We start from the raw sequence: 21,148 nt of genomic DNA, 5'->3' as shown, positions 1-21,148 counted from the left end.
CCCCATTGTTATGCGCCTGACAGCGTATAACAATGGCGATGTCCACTATCCAGAGAATGCTCGCTGCCATGATGCGTCGCCTATCAACGCTTTTCGTTCTTTGTGCTCTCGTGAACCTGCCCGCTCATGCGGCGTGCCCGCGCGAGCCGCAGGCAATCGATCTACCCGCCCAGCCGCTCGACGAAGCGCTCGAGCAGCTGGCCGTGCAAACGGGGTGTACCATCGAAGGCAAGCGCGAGCTTGCTCGGCTGCGCGCTTCGTCGGTGAACGGTGCCTACCGCCCTGAAGAAGCGCTCTGGGCGCTTTTGCAGGGAACGGGCTGGGAGGGCTACACCACCGACGAGGGGCTCGAGGTTTCAAAACGCCAGCAGCGTTGGGTGCTGAAACAAACAGCTGATCTACGTGCACGTATCGAGCAGCACACGGCGCTTGCACCGGATACGCGCCGCGCCTATCTCGAGGAAATCTACGCTGTCGAACGAAGCGCTCAGGCGCTCGCTTTCGAACAGGGATTCATTAGTGCCGCCGAGCAGGCGAGCTACCGCCGCAGCCTGTCAGCGATTCGTGACGCTTTGTAGCGTCTTGACTCCCCGGTTCGATGTCCGGGCGGCCGGCGCCTGGACACGCCGGTATTAATAAAGCCGCGCCTTGATCAGCGGTTTCAAAAGATAGCTCAACACCGAGCGCTTGCCGGTTTGAATGTCGACGTCGGCGCGCATGCCGGTGCGGATCGGCAGCTGCTCGCCGTGGCGGGTCAAGTGCGTTTCATCGGTGACGATCAGTACGTTGTAGAAGGCTTCGTTGCCGCGCGGAGTCTGCTCCTCGATGGTGTCCTCGCTGATCTGCTCCACCTCGCCTTTTAGATCGCCATAAATCGTGTAGTCGTAGGCGGTGATCTTGACGCTGGCCGGCATGCCCGGGGCAATGAAGGCGACATCGCGCGGGCTGATGCGTGCCTCGATCAACAGCCGATCCTCGATCGGCGTGATCTCCATGATCGGCTCGCCGGGCTGAATTACCCCGCCCAGCGTCGTCACCAAAAGGTCGTTGACGCGCCCGCGCACCGGCGAGCGGATCTCGGTGCGCTGAAGCTGGTCGCTTCGCTGGGTGACGACCTGCTCGAGCGTGGCGAGTTCGGCCTTTTTGGCGGCAAGCTCGGTATAAGCTTCCTGCACATAGGTGTTACGAAGCTCCGCCAGCCGCCCCACCAGCCCGGCGATGCTTTGATTGAGCTTGAGTGCCTCCATTTCGCTCACCGAGCGGCGCTGGACCAGCGGCTCGATCAGGGCGAGCTGGCGCCGGGCCAGAGCGACCTCTTCGTTGAGCGAGCGCTGCGCTTCCTCGAGACGCTCGCGCCGCGCCAAAAACAGCGCCCGCTCCGCGCGTGCCAGCTCCCCGTCTTCGTCGAGGGCCTCGGGAAACTCGATACGCTCCTGTTCCAGCACCTCGGCTTCGAGCCTGGCGATCGCCGCTTGCAGCACTTCGATCTGGCTGCGGGTCTCCATGAACGCGCTGCGAAAGCGGGTATCGTCGAGGCGCACCAGAGGTTGGCCGAGCTCCACCCGATCCCCGCGGCCGACCAACAGCTCGGAGACGATACCGCCTTCCAGGCTTTGAATGGTCTGCAGGCGAGTAAAGGGCACGACCTTGCCTTCACCGCGGGTGACTTCGTCGATCGTCGCCCAGCTGGCCCAGCCGATAAAAGCGGCTATGATCAGTACGCTCAGCCACAGGATGGCATGAGCGCGGCGCGGGGCCAGCGACAGACGTGGGTCGTCGAGCTCGCGCCGCGTGGCTTCACTAGGCGTCATGGCGGCGCACTCCCTGAGGCTTTTGAGCAGTGTTGACCTGGTTGCCGCTGACCACGCTCTCGACCGGCCCATCTATGACAAGGCGCCCTTCACGCAGCACCAGCGCGCGCTCGGTCAAGGTGAGAAGCGCCGATTTGTGGGTGGCGAGAATCAGCGTACGCTTTTCAAGCCAGGCGTTCAGCGTTTGGATGACGTGGCGCTCGCTTGACTGGTCAAACGCCGCCGTAGGTTCGTCGAGCAGCACGATACGCGGGTCCTGAAGCAGCAGCCGCGCCAGCCCCACGGCCTGGCGCTGCCCGCCGGAAAGTGCGCGACTGCCCTGCAGCGGCATATCAAGCCCATGCGGGTGACGACCCACGAAGCTTCCAAGCCCTACCGATGCAAGTGCTTCCATCAGCGTCTCGTCGGTGTGGGCCTGGCCGTCCAGCAGCAAATTTTCGCGCAGCGTGCCGTAAAACAGCGCAATGTCCTGGGGCAGATAGCCGATCGCGCGGCGCTTGTCCGCCGGCTCCAGCTGGCTGATCGCCACGCCGTCGAGCAACATCTGCCCGTCGCTGGCATCGCCAAGCCCGGCCAACAGGCGCAGTAGGGTCGATTTCCCCGAGCCGTTGCCGCCCAGCAACGCGACCCGCTCACCGGCGGCGATCTCCAGACGTTCGATGTTCAGTGCCGGCGGCCCCTCCGGCTGATAGGCCAGCTTGACGCCTTCGAGCTCGAAGTGACCGGCAAGCGCTGATTTGTGAATGAAGCTGCGCCCTTCCGGGCGCTCCACCGGCGCTTTCATCACGTCGTCGAGCCCTTCGAGCGCCACCTTGACGTGCTGCCAGCGGGTCAACAGCCCGGCGACCTGGCTCATGGGCGCCACGGTGCGCGAGGCCAGAAGGGTACAGGCGATCAGCGCCCCGACGGTCAGCGCCCCGGCGCTGATCTGATAGACCCCCACGATCACCACGCCGATATAGCAAAGCTGCTGTACGAAAGCTGCGGCAAAACCGAGCGTGGCGCCGAGCGAGCGCATGCGCACGCCTGCATCGGCCAAACTGGCCGATAATGAGTCCCACATGCGCAGGTGGCGCCCTTCGGCGCGGGTGGTCTTGACCGTTTCCAGGTTTTCGAGAGTTTCCAACAGCACGCACTGGCGCACCGCGCCCTCCCTAAGGTTCTGACGCGCAAGCGAGGCGAGCCGTGGCTGGGCGATCAGCCCCGGCAACAGCATCAGCACCACCGCGGCCAGCACCACCCAGGCAACCGGCCCACCGATATAAGCGATCACGCCGATGAACAGCGCCACGAACGGCAGATCGCTAATGGCGCCGATCGTCGAGGAGGTAAAGAACTCGCGCACCGATTCGAACTCGCGCAGCTGGCTGCTGAAGGCGCCGGTGGTGCCGGGCTTGGCCGAGAGACGAAGCTGCATCACCTGCTCGAACAGCCGGGAAGAGAGTCCCAGATCAAGCCGCTTGCCGGTGGCGTCGATGAGTCGGGCGCGCAACACCCGCAGCAAAAACTCGAAGGCGGCGGCCAGCGCCACCCCGCTTGACAGAATCCAGAGTGTATCGAGGGCGTTATTGGGCACCACGCGGTCGTACACCTGCATGGCGAAAATGGCGGTGGCGATCGCCAGCAGGTTGGCCATCAGCGCGGCCACGCCTACTTCGACGTAGGTTTTCCACTGCCGGCGCACCGGACCTTTCAGCCAGTGCTCGGGGCGCTTACGCGCAAAGCGCCCGGCGCGGTCGTCCGCCCGGTACGTTTGGCGCGCCACCACTGCCACGCCGGCGTAGCGCTTGGCCAGGGTCGATAGCGCCAGCCGCTCCTGGCCGCCGCCGCTTTCCGGCACGAGAATCACGGCCTCGTCCCCCTGACACTCGACCAGCACACACACTGCGTCGTTATCGAGCAGTATCAGCGCCGGCAGCAGGCCATCGCACAGATGCGATAGCGTAAGCTCCACCACCCGGCCGGTCACGCCGATCCGGTTCAAGGCGCGAGGCACCAGCGCCAGCGGCAAACGCTCGTCGGCGAGCGCAAAACCGTCGGTCAGCTCGATGGCGACGGTTGGCCGGCCGAGCTGCCGGCATAACAGCGCCAGCCCTTCGTTGAACTGTGTTTGACGAGACGGTGTTTGGCGAGGCGGTACTTGTTGAGAATGCGCTTGGTAAGACGATGCCTGTTGAGACACTGTTTGATGAAGCTGCGTGTGATCGGGCTGCTCGTGATCGAGGTTTTCCCGATCCGGCGCCTTTCGTTGGAGGCGCTCGTCGTTGGCTCTCGAATCGGCGCTAGGGCGCTGCATGACGGGTCCTTATGAGATGCGCCATCTCGCGTTCGGTGTGAGTCATCATGGGAGACAAAAGGCCGAGCTGTGCCGCGGCGCGGTACTGCAACCGGCGCTGCTCGGTGGCAAGCTCCACCAGCTGCCGCTCGGCCTCGAAAGCGTCGCGCTGCAGGTTCAAAAGCTCGAACACGTCACGATAGCCCACAGAAAACTGCTCGTCGTAGGCCTCGGCGACGCGCTGGGCGCTGTCGAGCTGGGCTTCGAGCGCCTGGCGGCGCCAGGTCAGCGCCTCGTGGTGCTCGATCAGCGATGTGACCGTGCGCTCGACATCGCGCCGGGCGACTTCCACACCCCAGCGCGCCGCTTCCAGACGCTGGTCGGCGGAGGTGGTGCGACGCACATTGGAGAGCCCCTGAAACGGCTCCATGCGCAGGCGCAGCGCCACCACGATGTCGTCCTCCATGGTGCCGCCGATTTCACGGCGTAGCGCTGACCCTTCCAGATTGACGCGCGGCATGAGCGCGGCGCGGGCCTCTTCGCTGCCGGCGCGTGCCTCGGCCACGCGCTCCTCGTTTTGGCGAAACTGCGGCGCGCTGACAACGGCGCTGTCCAGCATGGCCGGGGATTCGCTTAAAAGCTCAGTTAGCGCCAGCGGCTCGGGCAGCGTGACCTGGTCGGGGCTTTCGCCGACCAGTTGGCGAAACTGGCGCACGGCATCGTTCAAGGCGCCCGCCTCCAGCGCGGCCTGTTCGCGCGCCCGCGCCAGTTCGAGCGCGGCACGCTCGGATTCGCTGCGGTCGGTATAGCCCACCTCGCTTCGCGAACGGGCAAGCGCTGCTACTCGCTCGAGCGCCTCGATATGTCGGGCCACCGCCGCCTGGCGTTCGCGCGCGCCAATGACGTCCAGATATACCTCAACGATATCCAGCGCCGCCTCTTCGGTCACCAGCGCGCGCTCCTGTTCGACCTGACGCAGTCCGGCCGAGGCCCCCTCTATCTGGTAGTGCACACGGCCCCAATCATAAAGCGTTTGGCTGGCGGTCAGGTCGTAGCCGAAATTGCTCGTGGAAAAGCCTTCCGGCCCGGCGGAGAGCCCGACCTGGGGCCAGTAACCGTCGCGGGCGATATCGACGTTCGTGGCGGCCTCACCAATCTCTTGCTCGACCTGGGCCACCTGCGGGTTGATCTCGAGCCCGCGGCGCACGGCCTGCTCCAGGGTCATGCCCGCCGCCGGTAGCGGCGCCAGGCACAGAAGCCAGCTCACGGCGTACCCCGCGCGCCGCCTGTTGGTGCTCAAGACTCTGACGCCCATGGACCGGCGCCGGTGATTGAAAGGATGCGAAAGCGTCTGATCAACGCCCCCCGCTCGAACATACCCGATACTTGCCGCTACGTTGGGAATCAAGTCACCTCCACCACGTTGATGAACTGCTCGATGTATAAAACGGCGTCCTGGGTGACGTATTCGTTGAACACCACGCCATCGAGGGTTTGAGCGGGACCGACACGGTTCCAGCCTCCGCCGGCCAGTGTCACCTGATCCTGGCTGTCACCGGTGATTTGCAGCACGTTCGTATCGTCGGTCAGCTCGAAGAGCGCGTCACGATCCAGCGTGAGTCGGTTGGCCCCGTTACTGCGGCCCAGCGAAATGCGCTCGATGTTGCTGATCGTTCCCTGGTTGGGGTCGGTCAGATTCAGATTGATGCCGTCTCCCAGCAAAATCATGTCGAAGCCTTCACCGCCTTTGATGCTTTCGAACTGCGGAGTGCGCAGTATGACGACATCGTCACCGGAACCGAGGTCGATCGTGTCACGACCGCTGGTGCCGGTGACAACGACATCGTTGCCATCCCCCATGGTAAAGGTCTGATCACGATTGCTGCCTTCAACGATGTCTGCACCTTCACCGCCTTCATAAATGGAGTTGGTCACCGGCAAGGAGTTGGTACTTCCAAAAGTGCCTCCCAACACACCCCCCAATGTATTCGTGATAGCGCCTATGGGATCTGCGAAAACCGATTCCGCCGCACCAAAATTGACTATTTCCGTCGTGCTGTGAGTGCCGTTGGCTCTTATAGAGGTGAACCCAACGTTAACCCACTGGTTGCCTACCAACAGACTAGTAGCATCGTTGAGTAGAGTGCTAAGAACCGTTGTGCCGACAGAGAATGCACCGCTGGTATTAACGTTGATGGTCGTGCTGCGAAGCGAGGTGAAAAGATCATTCTGATAGACATCCAGCCGCACCGATTGGGCTCCCGGGGCGCTCCCCTCGAGATAAGACTTCAACAGTCCGACCAGCGGCGGTGTGCGAATCTGCAGCCCTGTTGGCGCGAGAACGGCATTGGGCACAGCGACCGTCTCGGTGGCATCACCGCCCACCACCGCTCGTAGCAGGCTGCCTGCTTGCGCAGGCTGATTGAGCACCACGCGCCACTCGCCCTGCTCGTTGACCTGGGTGTTATAGGTAGCCGCCCCCGCTGTGACGACCACCGTCGCCCCGGCTTCGCCGCCGCCGCTGATGATGTAGCCGGCGCTTTGATGGATGGTGGGCACGAAATCCAGCGTCACGCCCTGATTGATCAAAAGCGTGGTGTCGCCAAGCGTCAACGCCTGATAGCTCACCCCGTCGATGACCTCGACATCACCGCGCGCCACCGCGCCGCTGATCGTCACGCGGCTTGCGCCCTCGCCCACGATCTGAAGCGTTTGAGCGTCGCCGGCCAGCGCGCTCGCCGCTTGCGCATCCAGGGTAATAGCACTGCCGGTATCCCCCAGGTTGACTCGTGAGACGTTGCTCATTCGGGCAAAGTCGTCCGGCGTCAGGGTCAAACGGCTATCCAGCAGCAGCGTATTGGTACCCGCGCCACCGTCGATGCGGGTGAACGCGTTCGAGCGCAGGACGATCAGATCATCCCCGCCGCCGGCTTCAACCGACTGATTGGCCCCCACGATCAGCACGTCTGCCTCATCGGTGCCCTTGATAATGCTGTTTTGCACGGGGCCGAAGGTGAGTCCCACCAGCGTACTGCCGTTAAGCGCCACGTCGACCGTGCCGATCTCGCGCTCGAGCACACCGGTCACGCCATCGGCGGAGGTGTAGGTCAGCGCCAGGGTGACGCCGCTTTCATTCAAAAGCGCCGTTACCCCCGCCGCAAGATTGCCGACACCGCTTAAAAGCCCGGAATTTCTTACGAGATCATTAAGCGCCGTTGCCAGATCGAGCGTTAATGCGCCGCTGCTATTGGTGGATACCCCCACCGTTATATCGCCGAGTCGACCGGCGTCGAGCTTCGCGGTCAGCCTGCCGCCTTCGGGCAATACGATGTTGGTCAGCGAGCTGACCACGCCGGGGCTTCCGGTGACGAGATCGGTCACCGGGGCGAGATCCAGAATCGAAATCGGCGTGGGTAGAAGCTCGGCCAGGCTTACCGTGGCCGGTGCAAGGCTCTGGTTACCGCGGGCGTCGGTGGCCACCGCCGTGATCGAGGCGTTAAAAAGCTCGCTCAGATTGAAGTCGAAGCGCGGGTCGGCGAGCAGATCCAGCGAGAAAGCGCCACGCTCGTCGGCGCTTACCGTTACGGTTTGGGTGACGCCGCCCAGACGCACGCTCAGCGCAATCGAGGCGCCGGGGTCGGTGGTCCCCACCAGCGCGCCGGCAAACGATTCGATGGCGACCAGCGGACCCAACACGTTGAAGTCACTTAGCGTGACGACATCGCCTTCGTTGCCGGCCGGGTCATACGTGACAAGCTCCAGGTTCAGGCTGCGAAGATCGAGCAGCGCGCCAGGGTCGTTTCGAATCAGCTCCTGCAGATCGAGCGCCAGCACGGACAGATCGATTTCGTACTGGCCGCTGGCGTTTTGCACCAAAAGTCCGGGCGTGGCGCGCCCGTCCAGCACGCGCAGCGTCTCCTGGCCGTTGCCGATACGCAGTAAAAGCCCTTCGCCCTGATTCAAAAGCGTATCAAGCACAATACCGTTGCCCGCGACCTCGACACCCTCTTCGACCGCGCGGCCCGGCGGTACGGTGTCGATGACAAAATCCACGTCTTGCGATATAGCGCTGCCACCGATCTGCACTCGGGCGCTCGCCGGCTGAAACTCATAGGCCTGGCCAACGGCGAGCGGAAACAGCGCGTAGCCTCTGGCCACATCTTGTGCCGTTAGCCGATAGCTCTGGGTAACGATAGCCGCGCCCGCGGTGAGCTCACCGCCCTCACGGGCGATTAGCGTCAGCGTGACCAGGTCGTTTTCCGCCACGGGCAGTCCGCCAAAGCCGACCTCGACCTCGGCGCCCTGGGTCTCGAGCCCGGACTCGACTTCGTTGATCCAGCCGTCCGCCGACGCGTCGATGGTCAGCACCGGCTGGAGGATCTCGATGGATAGCGCCGGACTTTTGCCGCCCGTTCCGGCGTTGCCGGCCAGATCGGTATAGGTGCTGTCAGAGAGCTCGATGGATGCCTGGCTGGCACTGCCATCCGGACGGAAGGTCGCCGTCCAGGTGACGCTGTTGGCATTGGCAGAGAGATTCAAAAGCCGCCCGCCGATGACACTGAAGTCCTCGATGGAAAGCCCGGTAATCGCCTCGCTAAAGGTGAAAATGACCTCGGTGGTTTGCGCCGAGGTGATCGCCTCGCCAGCGGCGAATTGGATCGACTCAAGCGTTGGTGAATCGATATCGACCATGACGTTATCAAGACGCGCCGCGGCGCCAGGGTTGCCCGCCGCGTCGGTGTACGCGCCCTGGGCCAGCACGATGCTCGCGCCCCCGGACGTAGCGCCGGGCGTGAGGTCAGCGGTCCAAACGACGCCATCGGCGCTTTGCAGATTGCCAAGCGTGGCGCCGGTCACCTGAAGATCGCCGAGATCAAAATTCTCCACTGCTTCGCTGAAGGTGATCGTCACCTGCGCGCTGTCGCCGACGCCCAGCAGGGGTTGAGAAATCGCGATGCTGGCCGTCGGCGGGGCGATATCGATCGACACCGTGGCCGGCTCTGAGGCGCCGGGATTGCCAGAGGCGCTTACCGTGCGTGCGATCATCTCGAAAGAGGTGCCGCCGGCATCATTAGTGGCGATCTCCTGCAGGAAACCGCCGGGCACGACCACGCGCCAGGCGCCCTCTTCTACTCGGCCATCAAACGTGGCACCCGCCAGGCTCAACGCCACTGTTGTTCCGTTGGGTACGCCCTCGGCCGTGCCGGTCACGATCAGCCCATCCCCCACGGTTTGCCCATTGAGCACGCCGCTGGCATCGATCCTCACGACCGGAGCGGCCAGGTCGACCGTGAAATCGTAACTATTGCTCACCGTGCCCGTATTTCCGGCGGGGTCGGTGGCGAAAAGGCGCAGCGTGACGCTCGGCGGCTCGGCGCTGGCCAGCAAACTACCCAGCACTTCCACGCTGAACACGCCGTTGGCGTCGACGAACGTACGATACTCGCCGCCATTGACCGAGAGCTCCAGAGCGTCGCCCGGGGTGAATTCGCCTACCACGTTACCACTTAGCGTGACCAGGCCCTGGGCCGACGCCTGATTGACAATGCCGCTGCCGTTGATCGGGTCGATACGAAACTGGGTCGTGTCTTCGTTCGGAGCGGTGGTATCCAGTACGAAGCCGATGGCGTTTGAAGGCGCCGACGTGTTGCCGGCCTCATCGCTGATGGCGGCGGTCAAGACGTAGCTGCCGTCTCCTCGTGTTTCTGTGACGGGCAGCTCGATCAGTACCGAACCGGTCTGTATATCCTCTGCGGTAATGGGGTAGTCAAACGATAGAGTACCGTTAGCGTCACGCAGCGACACGGTCAGAGTATCGCCAACCTGGGTATCCTCGGTGAGCACGATAACGACATCGATAGCATCGTTGCCCGCCTCGATGGTGGCCTTATTGATAAAACCATTGGTCAGCGCCGGAAGCTCCACGAACGGCGCTTCGAGCCCGCTTTCGCCACCGGGGCTCGTCGTATCGATGGTGACCGGACCAAGACCGCCTACCGCACTTTCGTTACCCGCCGCATCGAACTGGCGGGCCAGCACCTGGCCGTCCACGTAGACGCCGTCCGGCAGCACAAAGCTCGCGCCTGTACCGTTGAGCCATGTACTTCCGCCGTTGATGCTGTACTGCCACTTGGCGCCTTCTTCCAGACCCTCGACGCTGACCGCTCCCTCGTTGACCACATCGCCGTCAAGGACGAGCGAGAGCGCGGGCGCGGCCGGTGCCTGGGTATCGATGGTAATGGGTGCAAGCGCTCCTTCCGGGCTTGGGTTGCCCGCCGCATCAAACTGGCGTACTCGTACGTCGTCTTGTGCGTAAACGCCATCCTCCAGCTCGAAGCTTTCGCCCGCTCCCGGCAACCAGTTCTCACCGCCATCGATGCTGTACTCCCAGGTCGCGCCCGCTTCCAGCCCACGCACATTGATCGTGGCATCGCTGGTGATCGATCGGGGGTCGAACGCTTCGAGAGTCGGCGCCTTTGGCGGCGTGGTGTCGATCGTTACCGGGCCGACCAACGCGTTGGGGCTGACATTACCCGCGCCGTCGGTTTGGCGCACCTGCACTACCTCAGCGCCGTAGCTGCCTTCTGGCAGCGTGAATGTATCGCCCGTGCCCGGCTGCCAGGTTTGGCCGTCATCCAAACTGTATTCCCACGTCGCACCTGGCTGAAGATTGCCGACGGTGGCCGTAGCATCGTTGGTCACTGGAGCGCCCTCCAGCGTAACGCTGGGCGCTTCGGGCCGCGTGGTAACGACGGTAAGGGTGCCATCGCCAGCGCCGACGTTGCTCACAGTGCCCGAAGGACTGACGTTGCCGGCGCCATCGGTCTGGCGCACTTCAATGATGCCCTGCGCGTAGCTTCCCGGCGGTAGCACGAAGCGGTCTCCGCTACCCGTTTGCCAATCCGCTCCGCCGTTAAGCGAAATTTCCCAAAAAGCGCCGGGTTCGAGGTCCGCGATCAAAAGCGTGCCGTTGGCGGTCACACCCGGCTGGCTTCCGGTGTCGGTTTCGAGCGCGACGCTGGGCTCAACGGGTGCCATGGTGTCCACGGTTACCGGGCCAAGGGCTCGCGTGGCACCGAGCACATTGTCAGCGCTCGTTTGGCGTGCCAGCACCCGGCCTGCAGTGTAAACGCCTTCAGACAGCGTGAAGCTCGTTCCCGAGCCCGTTTGCCAGTTGGCGCCGGCGTCCACGCTGTACTCCCAAACCGCACCCTCGACGATGTTGTCGACGTTGACCGTGCCGTTTTGCGTGATACCAGGAACCCTGCCGGTGTCCTCGAAAAGTGTCAGCACGAGCGCTGGCGGCGCATCCGGATCACTGGGCAGCTCGATCGTTAGATCGACCGTGACCGGGCCGAACTCACCGCCGCCAATAGCGCTTTCGTTACCCGCCGCATCGAACTGGCGTACCAGCACCTGGCCCTGGGCGTACTTAGCTTCTGGAAGTACGAAGGTGGCACCGCTACCGGGCTGCCAGCTGTTACCAGCATCGAGGCTATACTCCCAGCGCCCGCCCGATTCCAGCTCGTCTACCCTTACCGTGCCGTCGTCGGTCACCGAACCCGCACTGGCCCCGTTATCAAGCGCAAGCGTGGGGGTTTCAGGCGGCGTGGTATCGACGGTGACAGCACCGATTCGCGCAACCGGGCCGGTATTGCCCGCCGCATCAGTCTGGCGCACCAGCACGTCGTTGGGTTTGTAGGCACCTTCGCCCAGCACGAAGCCATCGCCGCTACCCACTAGCCAACTCGCGCCACCATCGAGGCTGTACGACCAGGTAGCGCCCTCTTCCAAACCACTCACCTCGACGGTGCCATCGCTGGTAACGAGGCGATCATCGACCAGCGTCGCGATCGGCGCGGCAGGCAGCGTCAGGTCGACCTCCACCTCGCCGAGCACGCCCGGTGCGCTGGTAGTTCCTACCCGGTTGATCTGGCGCACCTGAACCTCGCCTTCAAGATAGCGCCCTTCACCGAGTATGAAGCTGTCGTCCTTGCCTGGCGTCCAGTTAACGCCGCCGTCGAGACTGTACTCCCACCGAGCAAACGCCTCGAGGCCGCCAACGCGTACCACGCCACTGTCGGACAGGGGGGCGCCCACCAGCATGACCTGGGGTGTCGGCGGGATCGATGAGTCGACCGTGATCGCCCCTAACACGCCGTGCTGGCTAACATTGCCTGCGGCGTCCATCTGGCGCAGGTGAATAGTACCGGCGTTGAAATGCCCCTCGGGCAGAATGAAGCGGTCTCCCTCGCCCTGAATCCAGCTCATTCCGCCATCGAGACTGATCTCCCAGCGGGCTCCGGTTTCCAGGCCAGTAATCTGCAGCGTTCCATCGGCCGTGATGTCGTCGAGGACGCCGGTATCGTTGAGCAGTGCCGCTCCCGGCGCGGCCGGGGCGGTGGTGTCTACGGTGACGGTGCCAAGCGTCGAGGCCGCGCTGGTCTGACCGCTGGCGTTACTTTGGCGCCCCAGCACCTGCCCGGCGGGGTAGAAGCCTTCAGGCAGCGTAAAGGTATCGCCACTGCCCGGGAACCAGCTCGCCCCGCCGTTCAGGCTGTACTGCCACGTGCCGCCGTCGACCAGACCAAGCACCTGTACCTGGCCGTTGCTGGTAATACCGTCCACCTCGCCGGTATCGGCGATTAGCGTCAGCGTCGGCACCGCAGGCGCGTCCGGGTCAGGGGAAGGTTCAAGCGTTAAATCCACCGTGACCGGCGCAAGACTTGCGGCCTGGCTTGGAGTACCGGTGACGCTTAGCTGACGTACCTGAACCTGGCCTTCGGTGTAAACCCCCTTGCCCAGCACGAAGGACTCTCCGCCGCCGGGTTGCCAGTTGACACCGCCATCGAAGCTGACTTCCCAACGCGCGTTGGGCGAGAGATTACCCACCAAGACGGTGCCGTCCACGACAACGCCTTCGGCGTTCGGCGTTTCGACAAGCGTGAGCGTGGGGGTGGGAGGAATCGCTGTATCCACGATCAGCGCACCCAGCGCTGCCGGGTCGCCTACGTTGCCTGCCGCATCGATCTGGCGCACCTGCACCTGCTCGGCGCTATATTCGCCCGGCTCGAGCGTGAAAGCGCCGCCTTCACCCTCCTCCCAACGTGTCCCGCCATCGAAGCTAACCTCCCAGCGCGCTCCGGGCTCGAGATCAGTGACCGTGACCTCGCCGTCGCTGGTAATCGAGGAATCACCCGAGAGCGTCAGCGTTGGCGTCGAGGGGGGCGTCAGATCGATCTCGAGGGCATCGAGTTTTGCCGGCGAACCGATATTACCCGCGCCATCGATCTGGCGTACCTGAATCTGCTCCGCGACGTAACGACCCTCGGGGATCTCGAAGCGACCGTTTTCACCGCTTTGCCAGGTAACCCCACCGTTCAGCGAGTATTCCCACGTAGCGTTCGGGGCCAGTCCACCGACCGTTGCAACTGGGTTGTTGGTCAGCGCCCCGCCCACGCTAACGGTGGGAGCTTCCAGTAGCGCCGTGACAATCGTAACGGCGCCCAGTTCGACGCTTTCACTGACATTCCCGGCGGGGTCGGTTTGACGTACGCGTACGGCCCCCAAGCCATATTCCCCTTCGGGCAGAATGAATCGGTCCCCCGCGCCGTTTTGCCAGCTAGCGCCGCCGTCGACCGAGTATTCCCATGTGGCCGTCTCTTCGATATCCAGAACGCGTACCGTACCGTCTGAGGTGATGCCGTCGATCTCGCCGGTATCGTTGTCGAGCAGCGCCCGGGGTGGAACCGGCGCGATCGTATCGATGGTCACGGCGCCTAATGAAAAAACGGGGCTGATGATCCCTTCCTGATTCGTTTGGCGCACCGCAACCATTCCCGCCGCGTAAACCCCTTCTGCCAGAATGAAGGTTTGCTCACCGCCGGGCTGCCAACTTGCGCCACCATTCAGAGTGATTTCCCAAGTCGCGTTCGCCGCCAGGTTATCGATACGCAGCGTGCCATCACGGGTAATGCCATCGACCGCACCGGTATCGTTGACCAGCGTCAGCGTTGGCGCCTCTGGCGCCCCCGGTAAGGGCGGCTGAGATAGCTCGACGGTCAACGGTCCTAATGGTGTCGAGTCGCTAGTATTGCCAGCGCGATCGATCTGACGCGCCAGGATTTGCTCTTGAGCATAGCTACCCGCCGGTACCACGAAGCGGTCGCCGCTACCATCACGCCAACTTTGGCCGCCATCAAGGCTGTACTGCCACCGCGCCTGGGGTTCGAGACCGCCGAGCAGCACGGTACCGTCGAGCGTCACGCCATCGAGCTCGCCGGTGTCGTTGGCCAGTGTCAAAAGCGGCGCCAAAGGCGGCGTGGTATCCACGATTATCGCACCCGGGCTTGCCTCGGCGCCCAGGTTACCGGCGGCGTCGGTTTGGCGTACCCGTATCTGATCAAAGGCGTACTCGCCTTCGTTCAGAGTAAAACGTGTGCCCACGCCCAGCGTCCAGGAGGCGCCGCCGTTGAGGGTGTACGCCCAGGTGGCACCCTCTTCGATGCCGGCGACCTCCACGAAAGCCACGTTGGTAATGGCGCCACCGGACAGCGTCAGCGTTGGCGCCAGGGGCGGGGTCGTGTCGATGGTTACCGCACGAAGCGGCGCTTCACCGCTTTGATTGCCGGCGCCGTCGGTTTGGCGAATCAGTACCTGGCCGAGCTCAAAATATCCGTCGGGCAGCACGAACTGCGCTCCGCTACCCGTCGTCCAATTCACGCCGCTGTCCAGGCTGTACTCCCAAAACGCGCCGGCCTCGAGCCCCCCCACCGTGACCGTGGGGTTATTGATGATGGCGTTCGAACGAGCCAGCGACAGCGTCGGTATCGTGGGGGCGCTCAGGTCGACCACGATCGATAGCGTTGCCGATTCGCTCGTGTTACCGGCCTGATCGATCGAGCGCACCTGAAAAAGAGTCGAGGTGTAATCACCCTCGGCCAGAATCAGCCGATCACCGCTGCCCGTCTGCCAGCGTTGACCGCCATCGAAGCTCACCTGCCAGACGGCATCGGCGGCTATATTGCCGATCAGCACCGTACCGTCGGCCGTTATCCCATCACGGCTTCCGGTATCGTTGGCCAAAGATAGTGTCGGTTGATCCGGGGCGGTGACGTCGACGATCACCCGGCCCATCGTGCCCACCGCGCCCAGCTCGCCATCGGCGGTCGTTTGACGCACCTGCACTTGCCCGGCAGCGTAATCATTTTCAGGCAGAACGAAGCGCTCGCCGATTCCTTGTTGCCACGTCACCCCGCCATTCAAGCTGAACTCCCAGCTCGCCCCCGCAAGGAGACCGTCGACCTGGATCGTCCCATCGAACGTAATGCCGTCGAGTTCTGCCGTGTCGTTGACAAGCGTGAGAAGTGGCGCCAGGTCGGGATTGCCCGGCGACTCGGGCTCGCTACCCACCACGCTCAGCGCGTTCAGGGCTTCTAACTCGCCGACATTACCGGCCCGGTCAATCTGACGGACCTGCACTTGATCCGCCGAATAGGAGCCTTCTGCGAGGATAAAAAAGCGGCCTATCCCCGACTGCCATGTACGCCCGCTATCCAGACTGAATTGCCAGGACGCGTTCTCCTCGAGGTTTCCCACCGTGATGGTGCCATCGGTCGTCTCCCCGGTGACGATATTTCCGGCAATCGATAGGGTGGGTTTTTCCGGCGGAGTCTGATCCACGATGACCGCGCCCAGGTTGCCCTCGGCACTGACGTTTCGCGCTAGATCGATTTGGCGAACCAGCACCTGACGCGTGGCATAAATACCCTCATCCAGCGAGAAAGAGGCGCTATCGCCTCCCTGCTGCCAGGTAGCACCGCCGTTGATGCTGTACCACCAGGTCGCGCCTGTTTCGATATCGCCCACGGTAATGTTGCCGTCGCTCGTGACACCAGCGACGACGCCGGTGTTATTGGCGAGTATCGCACCAGGCGCCGACGGTGGCGTCATATCGACCACAACAGCCGCCATTTGGCCCGCGGGGCCGGTTATCCCCTCGGGGCTGGTTTGGCGTGCCAGTACCTGACCGGCGGCGTATTCGCCTTCGGGCAGGACCAAACGCGTGCCCTGGCCGGTGAGCCATGTCGTGCCGCCATCCAGAGAGTAGGACCAGCGAGCGCCCGCTTGCACGTTACTGATCCGAAGGCTGCCGTCGCTGGTCGTCATGGCCCCTTCGCTGGTGTCATTAACGAGAAACAACCGCAGCGCCAGCGGTACCGCCGGCACGCCGGGATTGATGGGTGGCTCTGGCTGGGGCGCCGGTTCGGGCGCAGGGCTCGGCTCTGGCTCTGGCTCTGGCTCTGGCTCTGGCTCTGGAACAGGTTCTGGCGTCGGTTGTGGCTCGGGTACGGGCGCAGGATCTGGCTCAGGCGCAGGGGTGGGCCCTGGCGTCGGACCGGGCTCGGGCGTCGGTTGTGGCTCTGGCTCCGGTTGAGGATCCTCGTCATTACCCGGTAGGGTCGGCTCTTCGGGGGCACCGGGGATCGCAGGCTCGTCGATATCGCTGCCTGCTCCAGAATCCGAGGACGATGACAGCGCTGAACTGGCGGCTAAACCGGTCGCGCCCAAACCAATGCCGCCGGCCGCGGTAGTAACGGCGCTATTACCTGTAAAGAATGCAAAACCTTCACGCGCCGTTTCGAAGCCCGAGTACTCCCCCGCCGGATACTGCGGAGCGAAGGATACCTCGCCATTGGACAGCACCGTTTTGTCGATCGGCAGGAACTGATCTTCTTCGCCGGTAAGATAGAGCTTGCTTGACACATCTTCGGCCAGGCTCGAATAGAAATCGGCAATGCGCAGAGTTTCTCCGTTGGTCAACTCGATGACAAGATCGTTGCCGCTTCGCACCATGGAAGCAACTTCATCCGGCGATACCTGCAAAAGTACGCGGCTGGGCTCAGACAACGCCATATCGTTGGCAAACTCGAACGCTTGCGAAGCCTGTACATTGCCATCCAATGGAGAAACTTTTGCTAAAAAGGGCATGGAACCCACCTTTTATTTTAAGCCAAACGGCTTGTAGTAAATCGGCACGAATCCTTGTAGTGATTAACCACCGGCCTGAATGCATCCAACAAACCTGCCTTGTATACAAAGCCCGATAATCAAACGCGCTCGAGCACGTTGCTTTACTGCTCTACTTATTAGAGAAACGCGATTTAAATGAGTAGCTGCCTATTTATTATGACTAGCGTAATGTTTTTGACCTTATTTTCATCACACTATTAGAGGCAATTTATAGCGTCAATTTAAGAGCTGATAGAAACAAAATTATGTTTAATAAGCTTTCTGAATATTTCGAACGATGGCTTTATGTGTATGAATGTAACCCGGTTAACCTCTTTTAAGAGGACGACCGTGCACGACTCTTCTACACTCATTGGAAGCGAAGCGTGATATGACCTTCGCTGGATCGAGAGCCATTCATAAGGAGTATGAAGCGATGTCGAGCCCCGAGCACAAGCAAAAAATCTGGTCAATGATCAAGGATATCAAAGTGGGTATGCTGGTCACTATCGACCACGATATGCCACGCGCACGGCCCATGCACCTGGTACAGGAAGAGTACGATGGCACCCTGTGGTTCTTCACGCGGCGCAGTGCTGAAAAGGTTTTCGAGGCGGAAAAGGATCACGACGTCTGCTTGAGCTTTTCCGACCAGGAGCACGGCACCTACGTATCCCTGTCCGGTACGGCCACTCTGTCCGATGACCGCGACCTGATGGCCAAGTACTGGAGCCCCTTCATCGCCGCCTGGTTCCCGGAAGGCAAGGACGACCCGGATGTAGCGTTACTCGAAATCAAGATTCACATGGGCGAGCACTGGAAGGCCAACGAAAGTAAGGTGTATCAGCTTTACGAAATCGCCAAGGCAAACATCAAAAAGAATGAAACGCCGGATATGGGCGAGAATGAGAAGTTCGGCTAATAAGCGGACATTCACTTCGCGCTGATACCTGTTTTTTACGACCTTTCTTCAAAACGACAACGCCAGCGAATGCTGGCGTTGTCGTTTATACACGTAATTCGATTAATCGATGGTCAGCCCTTCGGCGCGGTAAAGCCGGTTCACCTCGATCACCCGCCCTTCCATCAAGTGGCAGTACTGGCGCATGGTGTCGCTTTCCTGGCGGGTTTCCACTTCCCCGCCCTCGCGTTCGCAGAAATCAACGGCGATTTGCTGTGACTGATCGTCTCCTTCCAAGCCTGGCGAAGTGCAGCCAGACAGCACGATCAGGGAAGCGAGCAATAAGCTGTAGCGAATCATGACTACCTCCTAGGGTTTCACGGCTGACGGTTAATCTGGATAAGCAAAATCGTCTCATGCGTGCGTACGATATTACTCAACGATCAGGCATAAAGTTCCAGATACCGTTTTTTGGAAGGCAGTAAATGTTGACGACATAGATTAGCGAGACGTTCGCGATCTTCATCGCGAATGGCATCGATGATCAATTGATGCTCTTGGCGAGCTTGGGCTAGCGCATCGCGATCGGTGATGGCAATAAAGCGAATACCATGCGCCTTCTGAGCAAACTCGTTGATTGTCGCGTAAAGATAGGCATTTCCGCAGACACCAAATAGCGTGCGGTGAAAAGCGATATTCAGATGAAAAACCTGGCGAAGATCGTGAGCTTGAACGGCTTCGCTATGACGCTTATGAACGTCCTCTAATGCGGCAAGCCATTCAGATGAGCCAGGTAGAGGCAGAGCGTTTACGGCAGCCAGTTCGAGAATTTCACGCATGGCGTAAATCTCCTCGACCTCCTGAGGAGGGAAGCTTCGGACAAAGGCGCCTCTATTCTTGATGCGCTCGGTTAACCCGATGCTGTCGAGCCGAAAAAGCGCCTGACGAACAACGTGCCGCTTGCAGTCAAAACGCTCCATCATGGTTTCTTCGACCAGCCTCTCGCGCGGGTGCAAACGACCGAGCACGATATCCTCTTCTATAGCGGCCACGATGATATCGACAGCGTTTGTGGGAGTAGAGGTCAATGTATCGGCGTCACAAAACGTGAGGGGCTGAACGGTTCGCGTCATGGTCGCTTTCTCAGCATTCATTTAGGTGCACAGGGAAGCGAGTATATCAAAATCGACTTTAGCCTTCATGGCGTCCTGGAATTCGACACGTAGGTTCGGGTCGACAAGCGCGGAAATCGCAGCCTTCTTCAGCTTGAAGAATCTGCTCCATGAACAGGCGACGATAGCCCAATAACGGCGTTTCGCTCTCTTTTGCGTTGAAGGCCTGCTTACGGGCATCGAGCTCAGCCGCATCTACTTCCAGGCTCAACTGATTATTAGCCACATCCAGCGAGATCGTATCGCCATCGCGTACCAGACCCAATGGGCCACCCTCGGCGGATTCCGGAGAGACGTGAAGCACGATGGTACCTGCGGCGGTGCCGCTCATACGCCCATCGGATATACGCACCATATCTTTGACGCCTTGAGCGGCAAGCTTTTTGGGAATTGGAATGTACCCCGCTTCAGGCATGCCCGGCGCGCCCTTGGGTCCGATATTTTGCAGCACGAGCACGTCATCTGCTTGTACATCCAGATCCGGGTCATCAATGCGGTTAGCCAAATCCTCTAACCCGGTAAAAACGACGGCGCGGCCGCGATGGGTCATCAAGTCCGCCGAGGCGGCGGACTGCTTGATAATAGCGCCGGAGGGCGCCAGGTTGCCGCGCAACACGGCTATCCCCCCTTGGGCATAAACCGGGCTGTCCTTGGGCCGAACGACCTTTTGATCAATGATATGGACGGCGGCATCGATATTCTCGCCCAGGGTGTGGCCGTTGATCGTCATGGCATCGAGATGCAATAGTGGTTTTAGTTCACGCAGCAACGTGGGCAGGCCACCCGCCCGGTGTAGATCTTCCATGTAGCCTTCCCCGGAGGGCTTGAGATCCATCAGCACTGGGGTTTCCTGGCTCATGCGATCGAACTGCTCGAGATCGATGTCGATGCCAAGCCGTCCTGCAATGGCGGTCAAATGAATCAAGGCATTGGTAGAGCCTCCCAAGGAGAGCAGTACGCGCAGCGCATTCTCGAAGGCGTCAGGCGTAAGAATTTGCTCTGGCGTAACGCCGGCGCGGGCAAGTGCCACGGCCTGAGCGCCGGACTGTTCAGCAATGCGCTGCCGGTCAGCATAAACGGCTGGCGCGGTGGCGCTATTGGGCAGCATGATGCCAAGCGTCTCAGCCAAACACGCCATGGTGCTTGCGGTGCCCATTACCGAGCAGGTCCCCACGGTGGGAACGAGCTTGTCATTGACTTCGTTAATCTCCGCTTCATCGATATCGTTTCCGCGATATGCGGCCCAATAGCGTCGACAGTCGGTGCAGGCGCCAACACGGGTACCACGGTGCGAGCCCGCAAGCATCGGGCCGGTAACGACTTGCACCGTGGGGACACCCGCGCTTGCGGCCGCCATTAGCTGGGCGGGAACAGTCTTGTCACAACCGCCAATGAGTACCACGGCATCCATCGGCTGAGCGCGAATCATCTCTTCGGTATCCAGCGCCATGAGGTTGCGTAAGTACATGCTGGTGGGGTTGGCGAAGGATTCATGCAGGGTAATGGTGGGAAAATCCACCGGCAGCCCCCCCGCCAGCATAACTCCGCGTTTTACGCTCTCTACTAGCCCCGGCACATTGCCGTGACAGGCATTGTACCCGCTATAGGTATTGGCAATACCCACCACCGGACGCGAAAGCGCATCATCGGTGTAACCCATGCCCTTGATGAACGCCTTGCGCAAAAAAAGTGAAAAATCAGCATCGCCGTAGTTGGTCAAACGGTTAGACATTCCCCGAGGCGAGCCTGACGTGCCGGATTCTTGCTCGCTTGCTTTACCGTTGTTTTTGAAGTTTTGGCTCATCGAGATGTCCTCTATTCATTGACGACTTATTTATTCATGGCTCGTTATTCGCGACCCGATATTCGAGCGTTGTCACAAGGCCTGTCTTGGCGATTTGAGCACTACAAAGCTCAGAAACGCCGGGTTCTTAAACGCAGGCTAGGTGGAATAAATCTGCTTGGCAAGATTATTGAT

General features: G+C 61.3%; 9 protein-coding genes. 2 read left to right on the top strand and 7 right to left on the bottom strand.

The annotated features are described in order from the left end of the window. The first annotated feature begins 68 nt into the window (after window positions 1-68). A complete protein-coding gene (locus tag RN346_RS06500; RefSeq protein WP_311962509.1) occupies window positions 69-578 on the top strand; it encodes a hypothetical protein in 510 nt (169 codons plus the stop codon). A 54-nt stretch (window positions 579-632) separates the two neighbouring features. Here the strand turns inward: RN346_RS06500 and RN346_RS06495 are convergent, their stop codons facing one another. The 4 genes from RN346_RS06495 to RN346_RS06480 form a co-directional block, all read right to left on the bottom strand. After that, the gene (locus tag RN346_RS06495; RefSeq protein WP_263584438.1) at window positions 633-1,811 is read right to left on the bottom strand and encodes an HlyD family type I secretion periplasmic adaptor subunit; all 1,179 of its coding nucleotides are present in this window, start codon (window positions 1,809-1,811) and stop codon (window positions 633-635) included. Continuing rightward, the gene (locus RN346_RS06490; protein WP_311962508.1) at window positions 1,801-4,107 is read right to left on the bottom strand and encodes a type I secretion system permease/ATPase; all 2,307 of its coding nucleotides are present in this window, start codon (window positions 4,105-4,107) and stop codon (window positions 1,801-1,803) included. The genes RN346_RS06495 and RN346_RS06490 overlap by 11 nt, the downstream gene beginning before the upstream one ends. Continuing rightward, window positions 4,094-5,353 carry a TolC family protein gene (locus RN346_RS06485; protein WP_311962507.1) on the bottom strand — a complete coding sequence of 420 codons (1,260 nt, stop codon included), beginning with the start codon at window positions 5,351-5,353 and terminating at the stop codon, window positions 4,094-4,096. Before RN346_RS06485 ends, RN346_RS06490 begins: the two co-directional genes overlap by 14 nt. Window positions 5,354-5,490: 137 nt before the next feature. Continuing rightward, the gene (locus RN346_RS06480; RefSeq protein ID WP_311962505.1) at window positions 5,491-17,076 is read right to left on the bottom strand and encodes an Ig-like domain-containing protein; all 11,586 of its coding nucleotides are present in this window, start codon (window positions 17,074-17,076) and stop codon (window positions 5,491-5,493) included. A 457-nt stretch (window positions 17,077-17,533) separates the two neighbouring features. On the opposite strand from RN346_RS06480, the gene RN346_RS06475 reads away from it, so the two are divergent. After that, on the top strand, window positions 17,534-18,019 hold the full coding sequence (locus tag RN346_RS06475; RefSeq protein WP_263584442.1) for a pyridoxamine 5'-phosphate oxidase family protein: 486 nt from the start codon (window positions 17,534-17,536) through the stop codon (window positions 18,017-18,019). Window positions 18,020-18,121: 102 nt separating this feature from the next. Here RN346_RS06475 and RN346_RS06470 read toward each other — a convergent pair whose 3' ends face one another. From RN346_RS06470 to RN346_RS06460, 3 genes are all read right to left on the bottom strand, one after another. Then, window positions 18,122-18,358, bottom strand: a complete 237-nt coding sequence (locus RN346_RS06470; RefSeq protein WP_311962504.1) for a DUF333 domain-containing protein — start codon at window positions 18,356-18,358, stop codon at window positions 18,122-18,124. Between the two features lie 83 nt (window positions 18,359-18,441). Next, entirely contained in the window at window positions 18,442-19,131 is a 690-nt protein-coding gene (locus RN346_RS06465) for a GntR family transcriptional regulator (protein WP_263584444.1), read from the bottom strand. Between the two features lie 58 nt (window positions 19,132-19,189). Continuing rightward, window positions 19,190-20,974 (bottom strand): IlvD/Edd family dehydratase, encoded by a 1,785-nt coding sequence (locus RN346_RS06460; RefSeq protein ID WP_263584445.1) that lies wholly within the window; start codon window positions 20,972-20,974, stop codon window positions 19,190-19,192. Between the last annotated feature and the right edge of the window lie 174 nt (window positions 20,975-21,148).

Source organism: Halomonas sp. PAMB 3232 (assembly GCF_031954225.1).
GTDB lineage: Bacteria > Pseudomonadota > Gammaproteobacteria > Pseudomonadales > Halomonadaceae > Vreelandella.
The sequence above is the reverse complement of the archived record's forward strand: the minus strand, read 5'-3'. Positions and strand labels throughout refer to the sequence as shown.

What these genes read in the sequence shown, in the direction of transcription:
- RN346_RS06500 (WP_311962509.1), top strand. Translation starts at nt 69, where the DNA reads ATGATGCGTCGCCTATCAACGCTTTTCGTTCTTTGTGCTCTCGTGAAC.
- RN346_RS06495 (WP_263584438.1), bottom strand. Translation starts at nt 1,811, where the DNA reads ATGACGCCTAGTGAAGCCACGCGGCGCGAGCTCGACGACCCACGTCTG.
- RN346_RS06490 (WP_311962508.1), bottom strand. Translation starts at nt 4,107, where the DNA reads ATGCAGCGCCCTAGCGCCGATTCGAGAGCCAACGACGAGCGCCTCCAA.
- RN346_RS06480 (WP_311962505.1), bottom strand. Translation starts at nt 17,076, where the DNA reads ATGCCCTTTTTAGCAAAAGTTTCTCCATTGGATGGCAATGTACAGGCT.
- RN346_RS06475 (WP_263584442.1), top strand. Translation starts at nt 17,534, where the DNA reads ATGTCGAGCCCCGAGCACAAGCAAAAAATCTGGTCAATGATCAAGGAT.
- RN346_RS06470 (WP_311962504.1), bottom strand. Translation starts at nt 18,358, where the DNA reads ATGATTCGCTACAGCTTATTGCTCGCTTCCCTGATCGTGCTGTCTGGC.
- RN346_RS06465 (WP_263584444.1), bottom strand. Translation starts at nt 19,131, where the DNA reads ATGACGCGAACCGTTCAGCCCCTCACGTTTTGTGACGCCGATACATTG.
- RN346_RS06460 (WP_263584445.1), bottom strand. Translation starts at nt 20,974, where the DNA reads ATGAGCCAAAACTTCAAAAACAACGGTAAAGCAAGCGAGCAAGAATCC.